Origin of the sequence: Cellulophaga baltica (assembly GCF_018861125.1) — a bacterium.
In the GTDB taxonomy this organism is placed as follows: Bacteria; Bacteroidota; Bacteroidia; order Flavobacteriales; family Flavobacteriaceae; genus Cellulophaga; species Cellulophaga baltica_A.
The window spans coordinates 484,951-500,567 of the sequence record NZ_JAHKQN010000013.1; the positions used below are offsets into that span (position 1 = coordinate 484,951).

At 31.2% G+C, this 15,617-nt stretch carries 16 protein-coding genes; 6 read left to right on the forward strand and 10 right to left on the reverse strand.

From position 1 onward, the window contains the following. Nucleotides 1-26: 26 nt before the first annotated feature. From KO500_RS04870 to KO500_RS04880, 3 genes are read left to right on the forward strand one after another with little or no spacing between them, the layout of a single operon-like run. Nucleotides 27-3,179, forward strand: coding sequence for an efflux RND transporter permease subunit (locus tag KO500_RS04870; RefSeq protein WP_215955377.1), 3,153 nt, complete (start codon nt 27-29; stop codon nt 3,177-3,179). 4 nt (nt 3,180-3,183) lie between these two features. Beyond that, a complete protein-coding gene (locus KO500_RS04875) occupies nt 3,184-4,587 on the forward strand; it encodes a TolC family protein (protein ID WP_215955378.1) in 1,404 nt (467 codons plus the stop codon). 16 nt (nt 4,588-4,603) lie between these two features. Further along, entirely contained in the window at nt 4,604-5,185 is a 582-nt protein-coding gene (locus KO500_RS04880; RefSeq protein WP_215955379.1) for a TetR/AcrR family transcriptional regulator, read from the forward strand. A gap of 153 nt (nt 5,186-5,338) precedes the next feature. Here KO500_RS04880 and KO500_RS04885 read toward each other — a convergent pair whose 3' ends face one another. The 3 genes from KO500_RS04885 to KO500_RS04895 are packed head-to-tail and all read right to left on the reverse strand — an operon-like array spanning nt 5,339 to nt 7,194. Then, a complete protein-coding gene (locus KO500_RS04885) occupies nt 5,339-6,040 on the reverse strand; it encodes a hypothetical protein (RefSeq protein WP_215955380.1) in 702 nt (233 codons plus the stop codon). A 13-nt stretch (nt 6,041-6,053) separates the two neighbouring features. Further along, complete coding sequence (locus KO500_RS04890) at nt 6,054-6,527, reverse strand: CYTH domain-containing protein (protein ID WP_215955381.1); 474 nt, start codon at nt 6,525-6,527, stop codon at nt 6,054-6,056. Between the two features lies 1 nt (nt 6,528). Beyond that, nucleotides 6,529-7,194: an NAD(P)H-binding protein gene (locus KO500_RS04895; RefSeq protein ID WP_215955382.1), complete on the reverse strand. Its 666-nt coding sequence runs from the start codon at nt 7,192-7,194 to the stop codon at nt 6,529-6,531. A 28-nt stretch (nt 7,195-7,222) separates the two neighbouring features. On the opposite strand from KO500_RS04895, the gene dinB reads away from it, so the two are divergent. Then, the gene (gene dinB, locus KO500_RS04900) at nt 7,223-8,326 is read left to right on the forward strand and encodes a DNA polymerase IV (RefSeq protein WP_215955383.1); all 1,104 of its coding nucleotides are present in this window, start codon (nt 7,223-7,225) and stop codon (nt 8,324-8,326) included. A 64-nt stretch (nt 8,327-8,390) separates the two neighbouring features. Here the strand turns inward: dinB and KO500_RS04905 are convergent, their stop codons facing one another. The 7 genes from KO500_RS04905 to KO500_RS04935 form a co-directional block, all read right to left on the reverse strand. Continuing rightward, nucleotides 8,391-8,777: a cupredoxin domain-containing protein gene (locus KO500_RS04905; protein WP_215955384.1), complete on the reverse strand. Its 387-nt coding sequence runs from the start codon at nt 8,775-8,777 to the stop codon at nt 8,391-8,393. Between the two features lie 294 nt (nt 8,778-9,071). After that, on the reverse strand, nt 9,072-9,920 hold the full coding sequence (locus KO500_RS04910) for a helix-turn-helix domain-containing protein (RefSeq protein WP_215955385.1): 849 nt from the start codon (nt 9,918-9,920) through the stop codon (nt 9,072-9,074). Nucleotides 9,921-10,047: 127 nt separating this feature from the next. Continuing rightward, the gene (pyk, locus tag KO500_RS04915) at nt 10,048-11,493 is read right to left on the reverse strand and encodes a pyruvate kinase (protein ID WP_215955386.1); all 1,446 of its coding nucleotides are present in this window, start codon (nt 11,491-11,493) and stop codon (nt 10,048-10,050) included. A 3-nt stretch (nt 11,494-11,496) separates the two neighbouring features. Beyond that, entirely contained in the window at nt 11,497-11,943 is a 447-nt protein-coding gene (locus tag KO500_RS04920; protein ID WP_252732424.1) for an IPExxxVDY family protein, read from the reverse strand. A gap of 139 nt (nt 11,944-12,082) precedes the next feature. Next, nucleotides 12,083-12,817 (reverse strand): ribonuclease III, encoded by a 735-nt coding sequence (gene rnc / locus KO500_RS04925; RefSeq protein WP_215955388.1) that lies wholly within the window; start codon nt 12,815-12,817, stop codon nt 12,083-12,085. A gap of 5 nt (nt 12,818-12,822) precedes the next feature. Further along, complete coding sequence (gene fabF / locus KO500_RS04930; protein WP_215955389.1) at nt 12,823-14,076, reverse strand: beta-ketoacyl-ACP synthase II; 1,254 nt, start codon at nt 14,074-14,076, stop codon at nt 12,823-12,825. A 118-nt stretch (nt 14,077-14,194) separates the two neighbouring features. Then, on the reverse strand, nt 14,195-14,428 hold the full coding sequence (locus KO500_RS04935) for an acyl carrier protein (protein WP_008269813.1): 234 nt from the start codon (nt 14,426-14,428) through the stop codon (nt 14,195-14,197). Nucleotides 14,429-14,586: 158 nt separating this feature from the next. Between KO500_RS04935 and purN the strand changes: the two genes are divergently transcribed. Together purN and rnhA are read left to right on the forward strand one after the other, a co-directional pair. Next, nucleotides 14,587-15,153, forward strand: coding sequence for a phosphoribosylglycinamide formyltransferase (gene purN / locus KO500_RS04940; protein ID WP_215955390.1), 567 nt, complete (start codon nt 14,587-14,589; stop codon nt 15,151-15,153). After that, complete coding sequence (rnhA, locus tag KO500_RS04945; RefSeq protein WP_215955391.1) at nt 15,146-15,613, forward strand: ribonuclease HI; 468 nt, start codon at nt 15,146-15,148, stop codon at nt 15,611-15,613. Before purN ends, rnhA begins: the two co-directional genes overlap by 8 nt. The last annotated feature ends 4 nt before the right edge of the window (nt 15,614-15,617 follow it).

Genomic DNA, 15,617 nt, shown 5'->3' on the forward strand with positions numbered 1-15,617 from the left:
TTTCACAACTTATTAAAACGTAAAAAATGTTCCAAAAATTTATAGATCGTCCTGTACTTTCTACAGTAATATCGATCATTATAACCATTTTAGGAGTTCTAGGTTTGTCATCATTACCTATAGAACAATACCCTGAAATTGCACCACCAACAGTACAAGTTACTGCCACATATACGGGTGCAAATGCAGAAACCATCTTAAACAGTGTTATTGTCCCGATTGAAGAGGAAATTAATGGTGTTGAAGGTATGACTTATATGACATCGAGTGCCAGTAATGATGGTGCTGCTACTATAAGTATATATTTTAAACTGGGTACTGACCCTGATATTGCTGCAGTAAACGTACAAAACAGAGTTGCAAGAGCTAACAATGTTTTACCTGCAGCTGTTGTAAATACGGGTGTTATTACTGAAAAAACACAAACAAGTGCTCTACTATTTTTTTCTATATTTTCTGAAAATGATAATTACGACGCAACTTTTGTAGAAAACTATGCAAACATAAATATTGTACCAAAACTACAACGTATTGAAGGTGTTGGAAATGTAAGTGTATTTGGCGCTAGAGATTACTCTATGCGTATTTGGTTAAAACCAGAAAAAATGGCAGCATTTAATTTAATGCCGTCAGATATACAAAGTGCGTTAAATGAACAAAACGTTGAAGCTGCAACTGGTAAACTTGGTGAAAATGCCAAAGGTGTTTATGAATATGTTATTAAATATAAGGGTAGACTTTCTGAAGTATCAGAATATGAAAATATCATTATAAAATCTCAAGGTAACGGAAAATATTTACGCTTAAAAGATGTAGCTGAAATTGAATTAGGTGCTTTCAGTTATGGTACAAAAAATGAAGGTATGGGGAATCCTGGTGCCGTTGTAGGAGTATTTCAAACGTCAGGCTCTAATGCGAATGATATCATTATTCAAATTCAAGATATTTTAGAAGAAAGTAAAGCGGAATTCCCAAAAGGGCTAGACTATATTATACCCTATAACACCAAAGATTTCTTAGATGCATCAATTGAGCATGTTGTTCAAACGCTAATTGAAGCTTTTATTTTAGTATTTATTGTAGTATTCTTATTTCTACAAGATTTTAGATCAACATTAATTCCTGCAATTGCAGTACCGGTTGCAATTATTGGTACATTTTTCTTTCTGCAATTATTTGGTTACTCTATAAACATGCTTACGCTATTTGCGATGATTCTCGCCATTGGTATTGTGGTGGATGATGCTATTGTTGTAGTTGAAGCCGTACATGCCAAAATGGAAGAAGGTGCTGATAATGCTAAAGTAGCTACAAAATCGGCTATGTCTGAAATTTCGGGCGCAATTATTTCCATTACATTAGTAATGTCAGCAGTATTTATTCCTGTATCATTTATTGAAGGATCATCAGGTGTTTTCTACCAACAATTTGGTATTACTTTAGCAATTGCAATTTTAATATCTGCAGTAAATGCACTTACACTGAGCCCTGCTTTAGCTGCATTATTTTTAAAACCGCATCAGCATTCAGATGAACACAAGAAAAAAAGTGTAACACAACGTTTCTTTGCTGCATTTAACACAGGCTTTGATGCTGTAACAGATAAATATATTGGATCAGTAAAATTCTTAGCAAAGAAAAAATGGTTAGCTGTTTTACTACTAGCAATATTTACTGTAATTGCTGCTGTATTATTTAAAAGCACACCATCTGGGTTTATACCAAATGAAGATCAAGGTATGATATTCGCCGACATGACCTTACCTCCTGGTACAACCTTAGAGCAAACTCAGAAAACTGTTAAAAAAATGGATTCAATTTATGAGTCTATGGACATTGTTAAAGCCAGAATGAATATTGCTGGTAGAAGTTTATTAAACAATGTTAACGGTGGTTCTTATGGGTTCTCTGTTATAAAACTTAAAGATTTTGATGAACGTAATGGTGATAATGAAACAGTAGGTGCAACAATAGGAACTTTATTTGCTAAAGCAGCAACAATAAAAGATGCAAAAATTCTATTTTTTGCTCCACCGAGTATTCGTGGTTTTGGTAACTCTGCTGGTTTTGAAGTTCACTTACAAAGTAAAAATGCTGATGATTGGCATACGGTTAGTAATACTACCAATGAATTTTTAGCTGCATTAAATGCACGACCAGAAGTTCAATATGCAATTACACAGTTCAATCCAAATTTCCCTCAATATGAATTGGAAGTTGATGTTGAAAAAACAAAATCTGCAGGACTTGCAATGACCGATATTTTTAATGCTATGCAAGGCTATTATGGCGGATTGTACACAACCGATTTTAACAAATTTGGCAAGCAATACCGTGTAATGATACAGGCTAAACCTGAAGATAGAGCTAATGAGGAATCTATAAATTCAATTTTTGTTACTAATAATCAGGGAGAATCTGTTTCAATATCTCAATTTGTATCATTAAAGAAAATTTATGGCCCTGAGGTGGTAAGCAGATTTAATCTTTTGAGTTCAGTAAAAATTAACGGAGCATTAAACCCTGGTTATAGTACTGGTGATGCTATTAAAGCTATTGAAGAAGTTACCACAGAATTTTTACCAAGTACATATACATATGAATATTCTGGTTTAACAAGAGAAGAAAGTAGTGCAGGTAGTCAAACGATTATTATATTCGCACTGAGTTTAATATTTGTATATTTCTTATTAAGTGCACAATATGAATCTTATATTTTACCTTTCTCTATTTTACTCTCATTACCTGTAGGTATTGCTGGTGCAATTGGCTTTATCAACTTAGCTGGCTTAGAAAATAACATCTATTTCCAAATTGCATTGATAATGCTTATTGGCCTACTTTCTAAAAATGCCATTTTAATTGTCGAGTTTGCTTTGCAACGAAGAAAACATGGAATGTCAATACTCGAGTCTGCTATAGATGGTGCAAAAGCACGTTTACGACCTATTTTAATGACCTCATTTGCTTTTATTTTTGGTTTACTTCCACTAGCATTATCGAGCGGTATTGGTGCTGTTGGTAACCGATCAATTGGAATGAGTGCTGTAGGTGGTATGTTAATTGGTACTATATTCGGTGTCTTTTTAATTCCTGCTTTCTATGTAATATTCCAAACATTACAAGAACGTTTTACGGGTGCACCAAAACAAGAAATTACAGAACAATCAAAGAACTAAAAAAATGAAAAAAATAGTAATTAATAAGTATATCATTGTAGCAATAGTACCACTATTGCTACAATCATGCTTTGTTGCAAAAAAATACGAAAGACCAGAGATAGAAACTGCTAATTTATTTAGAACTGATGAGTTGCCACAAGACAGTGTATCTATTGCATCTGTTTCATATAAAGATATTTTTACTGATCCGAATTTAAAAACATATATTGAAAAAGGTTTAGAAAATAATTTAGATATACGAAGTGCTGTCCAAAATTTAGCTATTGCTTCTGCTTATTTGAAAAAAGATAAATTAGGCAATGTTCCAACTTTAAATATTACAGGATCTGGAACAAGAAATGCTAAGATTAGTGAGAATAGTCAATTTGGTAGTATTTTCTCCACACCTTATAATGACTTTGATCTTTACGGAACACTATCATGGGAGGCCGATATCTGGGGAAAAATTAGAAGTAATAAAAGAGCTAGTGTTGCAAGTTACTTACAAACCGTTGAAGCTCATAAAGCTGTAAAAACTACACTAGTTGCAAATATTGCTACTACATACTTTCAACTTTTAGCTTTAGATGAACAAATTAAAATTACCGAAGAGACGATAAAAAATAGAGAAAAAAGTTTAGAAACTATTCAGGCTTTAAAAGAAGCTGGCCAAGAAAATCAAGTAGCGGTAGACCAAACTGCAGCACAATTGTACAGTGCTCAATCTCAATTATTAGATTTAAAAAACTATTTATTTCAATATGAAAATGCTTTTAGTATTTTATTAGGTGAAGAGCCACAGTCTTATGCACGTAGTACTATTGAAGAACAATCATTAACCAATGATTTTAAATTAGGTGTCCCTGCTTTATTATTAAGAAATAGACCTGATGTTGTACAAGCTGAGTATAGTTTGATTAATACTTTTGAACTTACTAATGTTGCCAGAAGTAATTTTTATCCTTCAATAACATTATCAGCAACAGGAGGTTTTTCAAGTTTAGAAGCTAAAAATTGGTTTGATGCAGGTTCTATATACGCAAATTTACTTGCCGGACTAACGCAACCTATCTTTAATGGTAGAGCTGTAAGAACAGCTTATGAGGTTGCGCAAGCAGATCAAGAGCAATCGCTAATTACGTTTAAAAAAACACTTTTAACTGCAGGTCAAGAAGTTTCTAATGCTTTATATGATTACAATATTAATGTTGAAAAAGAAGCTTATTTAGCAAAGCAAGTTGATGCTTTAAAAAGAGCCGAGGAAAATTCAGAAGAACTTTTAAATAATGGCTACTTAACCTATTTAGATTTGTTAACTGCTAGAGAAAGCGCTTTAACAGCTGAGCTAAGCTTGGTTGACAATAAATATTATCAATTAACAGCTGCTGTAGAACTTTACCGTTCACTAGGTGGCGGTTGGCAATAATTTAATGTAAAATAAGATGATTAATAAAGATCAGTTTTTAGAGGTAGCCATATCAAAATTTACAAAATTTGGATGCAAACGTTTTACCTTAGATGATTTAGCGCATGAAATGGGTGTTTCTAAAAAAACAATCTATGAAAGTTTCAGCACCAAAGAAGCCATAGTTTCTGAAAGTTTGAATTTTCTTTTAAACAAGATTGATCTTGAATTTATTAATATTATTAAAGAAGAAGAAAACCCAATTTTGTCAATTATAAAAATTTACAAAATTGGGTTAAATTACCTAAAATCGTTTAGTCCTGCCTACATTATGGGATTAAAAAAATATTATCCAAAATCTTATATAATTTATTCTGAATTTAAAGTCAAAGTGGTACAAAACCATGTAAAGAACTTACTAGAAATAGCTCAAGAACAAAAATATATTAAAGCTAATCTAAACATTCAACTTTTCTGCAACCTTTATTTTATGCGACTAGATAATATTCTTTTTGGAACTGATAATTTATTTGAACTATATACTGTTGATAATATTTTAGAACAGCTTATTACTAATAGTTTAAGAGGGGTTTGTACCGATCAATTTAAAATTGATTGAGACTACAATACTTAATAAGTATAGAAAAATTGTTAATTTTCACCAACAAGAATTTACATTAAGTAATACACTTAAAATTATTTTGATATATAAAAGGTTGAAGAATAGAAGAATTTTTTTTAATTAAATAATATTACATCCGATGATAAAGATTTAATTATAATGTAAAGCAAAGTTTATATAGTTCAACAAAGAAATAATTTTAAGCGAATTTATTTTTGTTCCGTACTGATAATCCATTCCATGAATTATTTCATGTCTATTTAATTTCACAGAATAATTTGAAACATTAATACTATGATCGTTAATAACATTAATTTCATTTAGAGGAATTTCAAAATCAGGTATTTTAAATTTATTGTTATACTTTATAAAAGCTTCTACTTCTGGTTTATAAATTTTTGTTTTTGCCTTTTGCAAGTCCCTATTATTTTTAAAATAAAATTTTTTATAAACATCATAACACAAACCATCAATTTGTGTTATAAATAATGTAATTGATGAATAATATCTCTGACAACGATGATTATCAAAAGCTTCCTTAATTAAATCAATTCTATTTTTATTATGAGTAATAATTCTATTTTCTAATTCATTTAATTGTTCTTCGTAATATAAAGTCAAAAAATCATTAACCTTTTCTAAATCACCTCTCAATAATTCTCTACCTAATTCTACTACCATACTAGGATTTGAATCAAGACTAATGTACCAACCATGTTTAAACAATTCTAAAATTGCTAGAGAAGCTTCTTTATCTGATACCTTTATTGATTCTGAAATATTATTTATTAACTTATTTAAAAATCCTTTAAATTCTTCAGTGAAAATAGAGTTTAAGTAGAATTCATTCATTTAAAATAATTTTTTAATTCTTCCAATTCTTAAAAGGGTTTTTACTCAATTGCGAATTGTAATATTTTACATTACCAGAAACTTCTTTTCCTAACCAGTGTGGTTTTTCATAAACCTCATCTTCTGAAGCTAACTCAACTTCTGCAATTACCAAACCTTCATTAGCACCAAAAAACTCATCAACTTCAAAAACATGTTTTCCTACGTTTACTTCATATCTAAACTTATCAATAGTACCAGGCTCAGCAATTTTCAAAAGGGTTTCTGCCTCAGTAACCGAAATCTCTTTTTCCCACTCAAAACGAGAAACACCGGTTGCGTTTCCTCTACCTTTTACAGTTAAAAAACCTTGATCTCCTTTTATACGAACTCTAACAGTACGTTCTGGATCCGTATTTAAAAAACCTTGTACTATTCTTTTTTTAATACTTGCTAGCTTTTTATATTGATCTGAAGCTACAAGAAACTTACGTTCTATTTCAAGCATATTATTCTACTAATTTTTTTATTTGATCAGACTCAATTACCACATTATCATATTCATTATTTGCCAACCACACCAATGCTTTAGCAATAGTTTCTGGTTCAATAGTTTTATATTTTTTTAATGAACCTATTAGTAAAACCCCGAAAACTTTCATCACTTGTTTAAACAACCACTCTCCTGTTCTCTTTTCTGATCTAGAACCACCAATTAATGAAGGTTGTAAAATATACGTGTTTTGAATCTTCAATTTTAATACCTCATCTTGCATTTTCCCTTTTACCCGATTATAAAAAACTGAACTTTTAGCGTCCGCTCCTAAAGCTGAAATAACCATATAAGTATTTATTCCATTTTCTTTTGCTAGTTTGGCTGTAGCAACTGGTATTCCAAAATCTATTTTTTTATAAGTTTCTTTATCTGGAGTTTTACTTTTAGTAGTTCCTATACAGCAAAAAACCTCATCTCCTATAAAATCAGTTTTATACTCATTGCTATTAAATAAATCTACAAGATATTCTTCAAGCTTTGGGTGTTTAAAACCTACTGAACTTCTTGAAAAAAGTTTTACTTTACTATAGTTTTCGTCAGCCAATAATAGCTTTAAAAGTAATCCGCCACTTAAACCCGTAGCCCCTAAAATTATAGCTGTATTTTCTTTTTGTTTCATCAACATAAATATAGTTTAATTTTGCAGTATGCCTGTTGAATTTCCATTAAGAAAAATAATTCATGTTGATATGGATGCGTTTTACGCTTCTGTAGAGGAATTAGACAATCCGGATTTAAAAGGAAAAGCAATTGCTGTTGGTGGTAGTGAAATTAGAGGTGTTGTATCCGCTGCAAGTTATGAAGCACGAAAATTTGGAGTAAAAAGCGCTATGAGTAGTGCAATTGCAAAACGTAATTGTCCGCATTTAATATTTGTAAAACCAAGATTTGAACGTTACAAAGAAATCTCTCAGAAAATTAGAAAGATATTTTATGATTATACAGATTTAGTAGAACCTTTATCACTAGATGAAGCCTACTTAGATGTTACCATTAATAAAAAAGGAAATCCATCAGCATCATTAATTGCTAAAGAAATTAGGCAACGTATTTTTGATGAACTAAACTTAGTGGCATCAGCAGGAATATCAATAAATAAATTTATAGCTAAAGTAGCTAGTGATGTTAATAAGCCTAATGGGCAAAAAACAGTTAATCCTGAAGAGGTTGAAAAATTTTTAGAAGAACTTGAAATTAGAAAATTTTATGGTGTGGGTAAAGTAACCACACAGAAAATGTACAAGCTTGGTATTTTTACTGGCAAAGATTTAAAGCAAAAATCTGAAGATTTTTTAATAGAATATTTTGGTAAAAGTGGTACGCATTATTACCATGTAGTACGTGGTATCCACAACAGTCCTGTAAAACCACACCGTACTCCAAAATCAGTTGGTGCAGAGCGTACATTTAGTGAAAACCTAAGTAGTGAAATATTTATGTTAGAACGTTTAGAGCATATTGCTAATGAGCTTGACAAACGTTTGAAGAGAAACAGTGTATCTGGTAAAACAGTTACTCTAAAAATTAAATATAGCGACTTTACGTTAAATACCAGAAGTAAAACTTTGCCCTATTACATAGCTGATAAAGATTTAATACTTGAAACTGCAAAAGAACTATTGTATCAAGAAAAACTAGAAAATTCTGTACGATTATTAGGAATTTCATTAGCTAACTTAAACACAGAAAAAAAAATAAAAAAATTAGCTGACAAAAAAACAGTATCCGTGCAATTACAATTTGACTTTTAAAAAAAGAAAACCCTACGAGTATAAAACTCATAGGATTTTGAGAAAACACTAAATAAAAACATTCTTATTTTACCGTCAAAATATTATCTGTTGACGTTGGGTTTAATGGGCAAAAATATACATATTCCCCTTTTGTTAATTTTGTTGGTTTTGAAGTTTGCTTTGCTCCTGTCGCAACAGCTTTAGTTACATATGCAGTTTGAATATGGTTTTCTGGTTTTGAAATATCATCACCTTTCTTTACCAATACAAAGCCTACATCATGACCTACAGCGTTATTTGACACCTCAAAAGTATATGTACCTTCATCTACTGTAATTTCTTTTTGGGTAAACTCACCTTTTGTTTGTTCTAATGAAATTACTTTTTCAGCTTTCATCATCTTATCTTGTGCGCTTACTGAGAATAATGAACCTACTACTAATGCTAATACTACTACTAAATTTTTCATGATTTTTGTTTAATTAAATTATTGCTTATTGTTTACTAATATTTTAAAATGATACATGTGGCTTTTCTACATCACAATAAAAATCGTGATGCTTTTCTTGTGAACAGTGATCTTGAGAAATACTGTTTAAAGCCAAATTTTGTTTTGGTGAGCTGCGGAAAATTTCAATTAGATTGAAAATTGATTTATTTTTTAGTTTCATCTTTTTACTGTTTTATAATTACAGTACAAAGGTGCGACAACAATTAAGGTTTTTATTATCACGCATTTCCCGACTACTTGTAAAAATTTCCTTTAGACCACAAAAGACTTGTTTTCTCTGTACTTTGTAGGTGACGTATTGGTCATTTTTTTGAAAAAACTACTAAAATGTGCCGCATCATTAAAACCAAGTTCAAAAGCTATTTCTTGGTTTTGTTTATTAGTAAACCGCATTAATCGTTTTGCCTCTAAGGCTAATCTTTCTAAAATAATTTGCTGTGGTGATTTCTGATTGTACTTAGCAAATAGATTAGACAATGTCTTAGGACTTTTAAAAAGTAGTGCTGCATATTCAGCTACTTTACGTTTAGTTTTATAATGTGTATCAACCAAAACATTAAATTTTCTGATTACCTCTATTTGGTCATTGTCAAACTCTTTAAGTATTAACTGGTCTTTTGCTAAACGAGTACAAATTATAATTAGACGCTTTAAAAGCATTTGAAGCATATCACCCTGAATTTTATCAGAAGTATCGAACTCATCTTGAAAAATTTCATAAAGTGTTTCAAACTTTTTTTCTTGTGCTTCAGGTATTGTTATAATTGGTAAAGCTTGTGTTCCAAAAAATAAAATTCCATTACATGATACCTCTGTATCATGATCAGCTATACAATAAAACTCTCTATTAAATAAAAAGCTCGTTACCGGTAGCTTAGTCTCAGCAAAAGAAACATGATTTAAGTACGTAGTTGTAACAATTTGATTGGGTAATAAAGTGACTGTAGCATCGTCGATTACAATAGAAACAGGTAAAACATTTCTATTCCATAAAAAACTAATGGTAGAACTCTCTAATCTAAAGGTTTTTTCATCCTTCTTAATATCATCAGTCAAACCAAATATAGAACCCAATTTATTATCGTAAAACTCGTATTTCATTATAAAAGATATTTAGTGTCATTATTTAGTCCAAATATTTATATTATCCTTACGGGTATTTTAACTAAAAAAGTCTCAAAACTTATAAATAAGTTTTGAGACTTTATATATAATACAAAAACTAAATTTAGCTCATGTGCTTTGCTTCAATTTCAGATACACGTAAAGTGTTTACCATACCTTTATCTTTCATTGGCATAGCCGCTAAACTAATTAGCATATCACCTAACTCTAAATAACCCTTTTCACAAGCTATTTTGTTTACATCTTCGATAGTTTCATCAGTAGAAACATCTTTATTATAAAAGAAAGCTTTAACACCCCATAAAAGGTTTAATTGTGTTAATATTCTTCTATTAGACGTAAAAACTAAAATATGAGAACTTGGTCTCCAAGCTGAAATTTGGAAAGCTGTATAACCACTATTTGTTAGCGTAGAAATTGCTTTTGCTTGAATATCATTAGCCATAATTGCCGCATGATAACAAACAGATTTTGTAATAAATCTTTTTGTTCTTACATGTGGTGGTTCATGTGGTACTTTAATTAATGTAGAGTTCTCTACAGTACCTAAAATACTAGCCATTTTCTCAATTACTTGTACTGGATAATTACCTACTGATGTTTCACCTGATAACATAACTGCATCAGCACCATCCATAACAGAGTTAGCAACATCATTTACCTCAGCTCTTGTTGGCGTAAGGCTTGTGATCATTGTTTCCATCATTTGTGTTGCAATAATAACGGGTATTCTTGCTTTTTTAGCACGTAATACTAATTGCTTTTGAATTAACGGAACTTCTTGTGCAGGAACTTCAACACCTAAATCACCACGAGCAACCATAAGACCATCACAATACGCAACAATTTTATCAATATTTTCTACTGCTTCTGGTTTTTCAATTTTAGCGATAATTGGAATTTTCTCATCTGTGTGTTCTTTAATTAAGTTCTGAAGATCAATCAAATCTTGACTAAAACGTACAAACGATAAAGCAATCCAATCTACTTTTTGCGAAATAGCAAAAATTGCATCTTTAATATCTTTCTCAGTTAATGCAGGTAAAGAAATGTTTGTGTTAGGTAAGTTTACCCCTTTTTTAGAACGTAAAGGACCACCTTGTATAACTTTTGCTTTAACTTCACTTTCACCGTTAGATGATATTACTTCAAACATAAGTTTTCCGTCATCTAACAATATATTTTCACCAGCTTTTACATCTCTAGGAAAAGAAGCGTAATTCATATAAACACGTTCAGCGTTACCCTCAAAAGGCTCACCAGTAACAAAAGTAATTTCATCACCTGGCTCAACAACAACTTCATCTGTCATTACACCAACTCTTAGTTTAGGCCCTTGTAAATCTCCTAAGATAGATACATTAGTTCCCATTTCAGCGTTAAGCTCACGGATCATTTCTATTCTCTCTGTAACATCAGCATAATCGGCATGAGAAAAATTAATCCTAAAGACATCTGCTCCGGCCTCAATCATACTTTTTAGTACTTCTTTCTTACTTGTAGCCGGTCCTAACGTAGCAACAACTTTTGTCTTTTTTTTACTTGACATTGTTTAAAATATTAAATTATTTTTTGATTTTAAGGTATCTATATTAATCGTATAAGCTGTAATTATTTTAGGCATCGCTAAAATAGATTTTAGAATATCGTCTTCTGAATCTAAATCTTCTTGTTCTAGCTTCATAAAATAATCTACATTTTTATACTCCGGTACTAAATGTTGCTTTGTAAAAGATGGTTCATCTTTAAATAGACCTGTAACCGTACTATTTTCTTCTGATGCTATACTATTATTAATAATAGTCCAATACCTATCATTAATACCATCCTTCCATTCAAAAACAGGAAGCGATATTGTATCAGAAAAAATTAAATCACTTTTTCTTCTTTTAAAGCCACATTTTAAATGCTTATTAATTGTATAAGCCAAGGTATAGTCTTCTAAACTGCAGTGTATGGCAATTAATGCAAAAGAATCTTCGCAAAAATCCAATGACATTTTATGCAGTGCTACCATGAGTTAATAAGTAAAAGCAAGTTGTAAATATATGGTTTCTGCTAATCTAAAACTAGTACATAACATTTTTTTAAACTACGATTTATAGCGAAAACGTTATAGGTTAACAAAAAATAACTTATTACTTATCAATTTCATTTTGTAGTGCGTAGTACGCCCTCTTTGAAGCTGTTTCTTCTGCCTTTTTTTTGGAAGTTGCACGAGCTTTGGCTATTACTTTATGATCAATAAGAAGTTTTACTGCAAAATGTTTTACAGTTTCGTTTCCTGAATCTTCGTAGATATTATATTTGAAAGATTTTTTTTGCTTTTGGCACCACTCTATTACCAAGCTTTTATAACTAATAACCTTACCTTCAAGTTGTTCTATATCAACATAAGGTTCAATTACTTTTTGACTAATAAATTTCTCGCAGTATTTATAGCCTCTATCTAAATATATAGCACCAACTAATGCTTCAAACACATTACCATGTATATTATCTCCGAAATTAGACTTCGGGATTCTACTTTCAACATATTTAATAAGGTCTAAATCTTTACCCAACTCATTTAAATGCTCTCTACTCACAATTTTAGATCGCATTTTAGTTAAGTAACCCTCATCACCTGTTGGAACTTCAGTATATAAGTATTTTGAAATAATTGTGCCTAGCATAGAATCACCTAAAAACTCTAAGCGTTCATAGTTCATAGGCATGCCTTTAGCATCTTTTACATTTGCAGATCTATGTAAAAAGGCTTTTTTATAAATGGGTAATTTTTTTGGTTTAAAACCAAGAATATTACTCATTCCCGCAAAAAAATCCCCATCCTCTTTAGGATGGGAATTAAATATATTTGAGGGAAAATTCATTCTTATTATTCGTCTAATTTTTTAAATATAATACAAGCATTATGACCACCAAAACCAAAGGTGTTACTTAAAGCAACTTTTACATCTCTCTTTTGAGCTTTATTTAAAGTTAAATTTAAACTTGGGTCAATATTTTCATCAACAACTTTATGATTTATCGTTGGCGGCACAATACCATGCTCTATAGATAATATAGATGCAATAGCCTCAATAGCACCAGCAGCACCCAATAAGTGCCCAGTCATTGATTTTGTTGAATTGATATTAATACTTGGCGCATGATCACCAAACACTTTGGTAATTGCTTTTAACTCTGCAACATCACCTAGGGGTGTAGAGGTACCATGTGTATTAATTGCATCAACATCCTCAGGTTTTAAACCAGCATCATTTAAGCAATTTTCCATTACTCTAACTACACCAATACCTTCAGGATGTGGCGCTGTCATATGGTGTGCATCACTTGATAAACCACCACCTGCAACTTCAGCATATATTTTTGCTCCTCTTGCTTTTGCGTGTTCATATTCTTCAAGAATTAATGCTCCTGCACCTTCCCCTAATACAAAACCATCTCTAGTTGCATCAAAAGGTCTTGAAGCAGATTCCATTTCGTCATTTCTAGTAGATAATGCATGCATTGCACCAAAACCTCCCATACCTGCTATTGTAACTGCAGCTTCACTACCACCAGTAACAACAACATCACAATGCCCTAAACGTATAGAGTTTAATGCATCAAAAATTGCATTTGCAGAAGATGCACATGCAGATACTGTAGTATAATTAGGTCCCATGAAACCATGCTTAATAGAAATATTACCAGGAGCAATATCTGCTATCATTTTAGGTATGAAAAAAGGATTAAATCTTGGGGTACCATCACCAGCTGCATAATTTAAAACCTCATTTTGGAAAGTTTCTAAACCACCAATTCCTGCTCCCCATATAACGCCAACTCTAAATTTATCAACAGTATCAAAATCAATACCGCAATCTTTTATAGCTTCATCTGACGACACAAGTGCATATTGTGCAAATCTATCTAGTTTTCTTGCTTCTTTTCTATCGAAAAAATCTGCAGCGTTAAAATTTTTAAGCTCGCAAGCAAATTTTGTTTTAAACTTCTCACTATCGTAATAGGTAACAGGTGCAGAACCGCTTTTCCCGTTAACTAATCCATTCCAATATTCCTCAACAGTGTTACCTATGGGCGTTAAAGCACCTATTCCAGTAACCACAACTCGCTTTAATTGCATTGAATTTAATTTATTAAAGTATGTAAACTTATTATGTAGGGTGTAAATTAAAAAAAAAAATCCATGCGGAGTAATTACCGCATGGATATTTTATAATCTTAAGAAGATATCATGCAAATTATTTTGCTTCTTCTATATAACTTATAGCCTGACCAACAGTAGCAATGTTTTCTGCTTGATCATCTGGAATTTGAATATCAAATTCTTTTTCGAATTCCATTATTAATTCAACAGTATCTAATGAATCTGCTCCTAGGTCGTTAGTAAAGCTTGCTTCAGTTACAACCTCATTCTCATCAACACCCAATTTATCAACGATGATAGCTTTTACTCTTGATGCAATATCTGACATAATTATTCTTGTTTTAAAAATTTAACTGGGGCAAAAGTAAAAAACTTTGGTTTAATAACACTATTTGTCGTCAAAATGTATCATTTTTTTAAACAAAATTAATTCTAGAGTGGTAATTTAGCCCAAAATTAGACGCTTCAATAACCCTAAAACTCCTTATGAAACGTATTGTTCTCTTTGCTTCTGGTTCCGGATCTAATGTTGAAAATATCTCAAATTATTTTTCAAATAATTCAGAAGTTACAATTGCTGCTGTTTTAACAAATAAAAACAATGCTAAAGTAATCGAAAGATGCAACCAATTAAATATTAGTGCATTATACTTTAACAGACATGCTTTTTACACCTCTGATTGTGTTTTAGATATTTTAAAAAATATAAACCCAGATTTAATTGTCTTGGCTGGGTTTTTATTAAAAGTGCCTGAAAAGTTAGTTAAAAATTTTCCAAATAAGATTATAAATATTCACCCTGCATTACTACCAAAGTATGGTGGAAAAGGAATGTATGGAATGAACGTACATAATGCTGTAAAAACCAACAATGAACAAGAAACTGGCATTACAATTCATTATGTAAACGAAAATTATGATGAAGGTGCCATTATAAAACAAGCAAAAACTCCAGTTTCAGCAACTGACACAACAGATGATATCGCTCACAAAGTTCATGAGTTAGAGTATAAACATTTTCCTAAAGTTATAGACAGTTTACTACATGGATAATTCACAAGTACACGTATACACTGATGGCGCTGCACGTGGTAATCCTGGCCCAGGTGGTTATGGTATTGTTATGGAATGGGTAGGAAAACCATATAGAAAAGAATTTTCAGAAGGCTTTAAACACACCACTAATAATAGGATGGAGCTTTTGGCAGTAATTGAAGCACTAAAAAAATTAAAAAAGGAAGGTATTTATGTTACCGTTTTTACCGATTCTAAATATGTAGTTGATACTATTGAAAAGAAATGGTATGTAAAGTGGGAGAAAACTAATTTTAAAGGAAAAAAGAATCCGGATTTATGGAAACTTTTTTTAATTGAGTACCGAAAACATCATGTTTCACTTAAATGGATTAAAGGCCACAATAACCACCCACAAAATGAACGTTGTGATGCATTGGCTGTTGCCGCATCAAAAGAAAGTAATTTAAAACCTGACGCTGGCTTTGTTAGAGAATAAATAG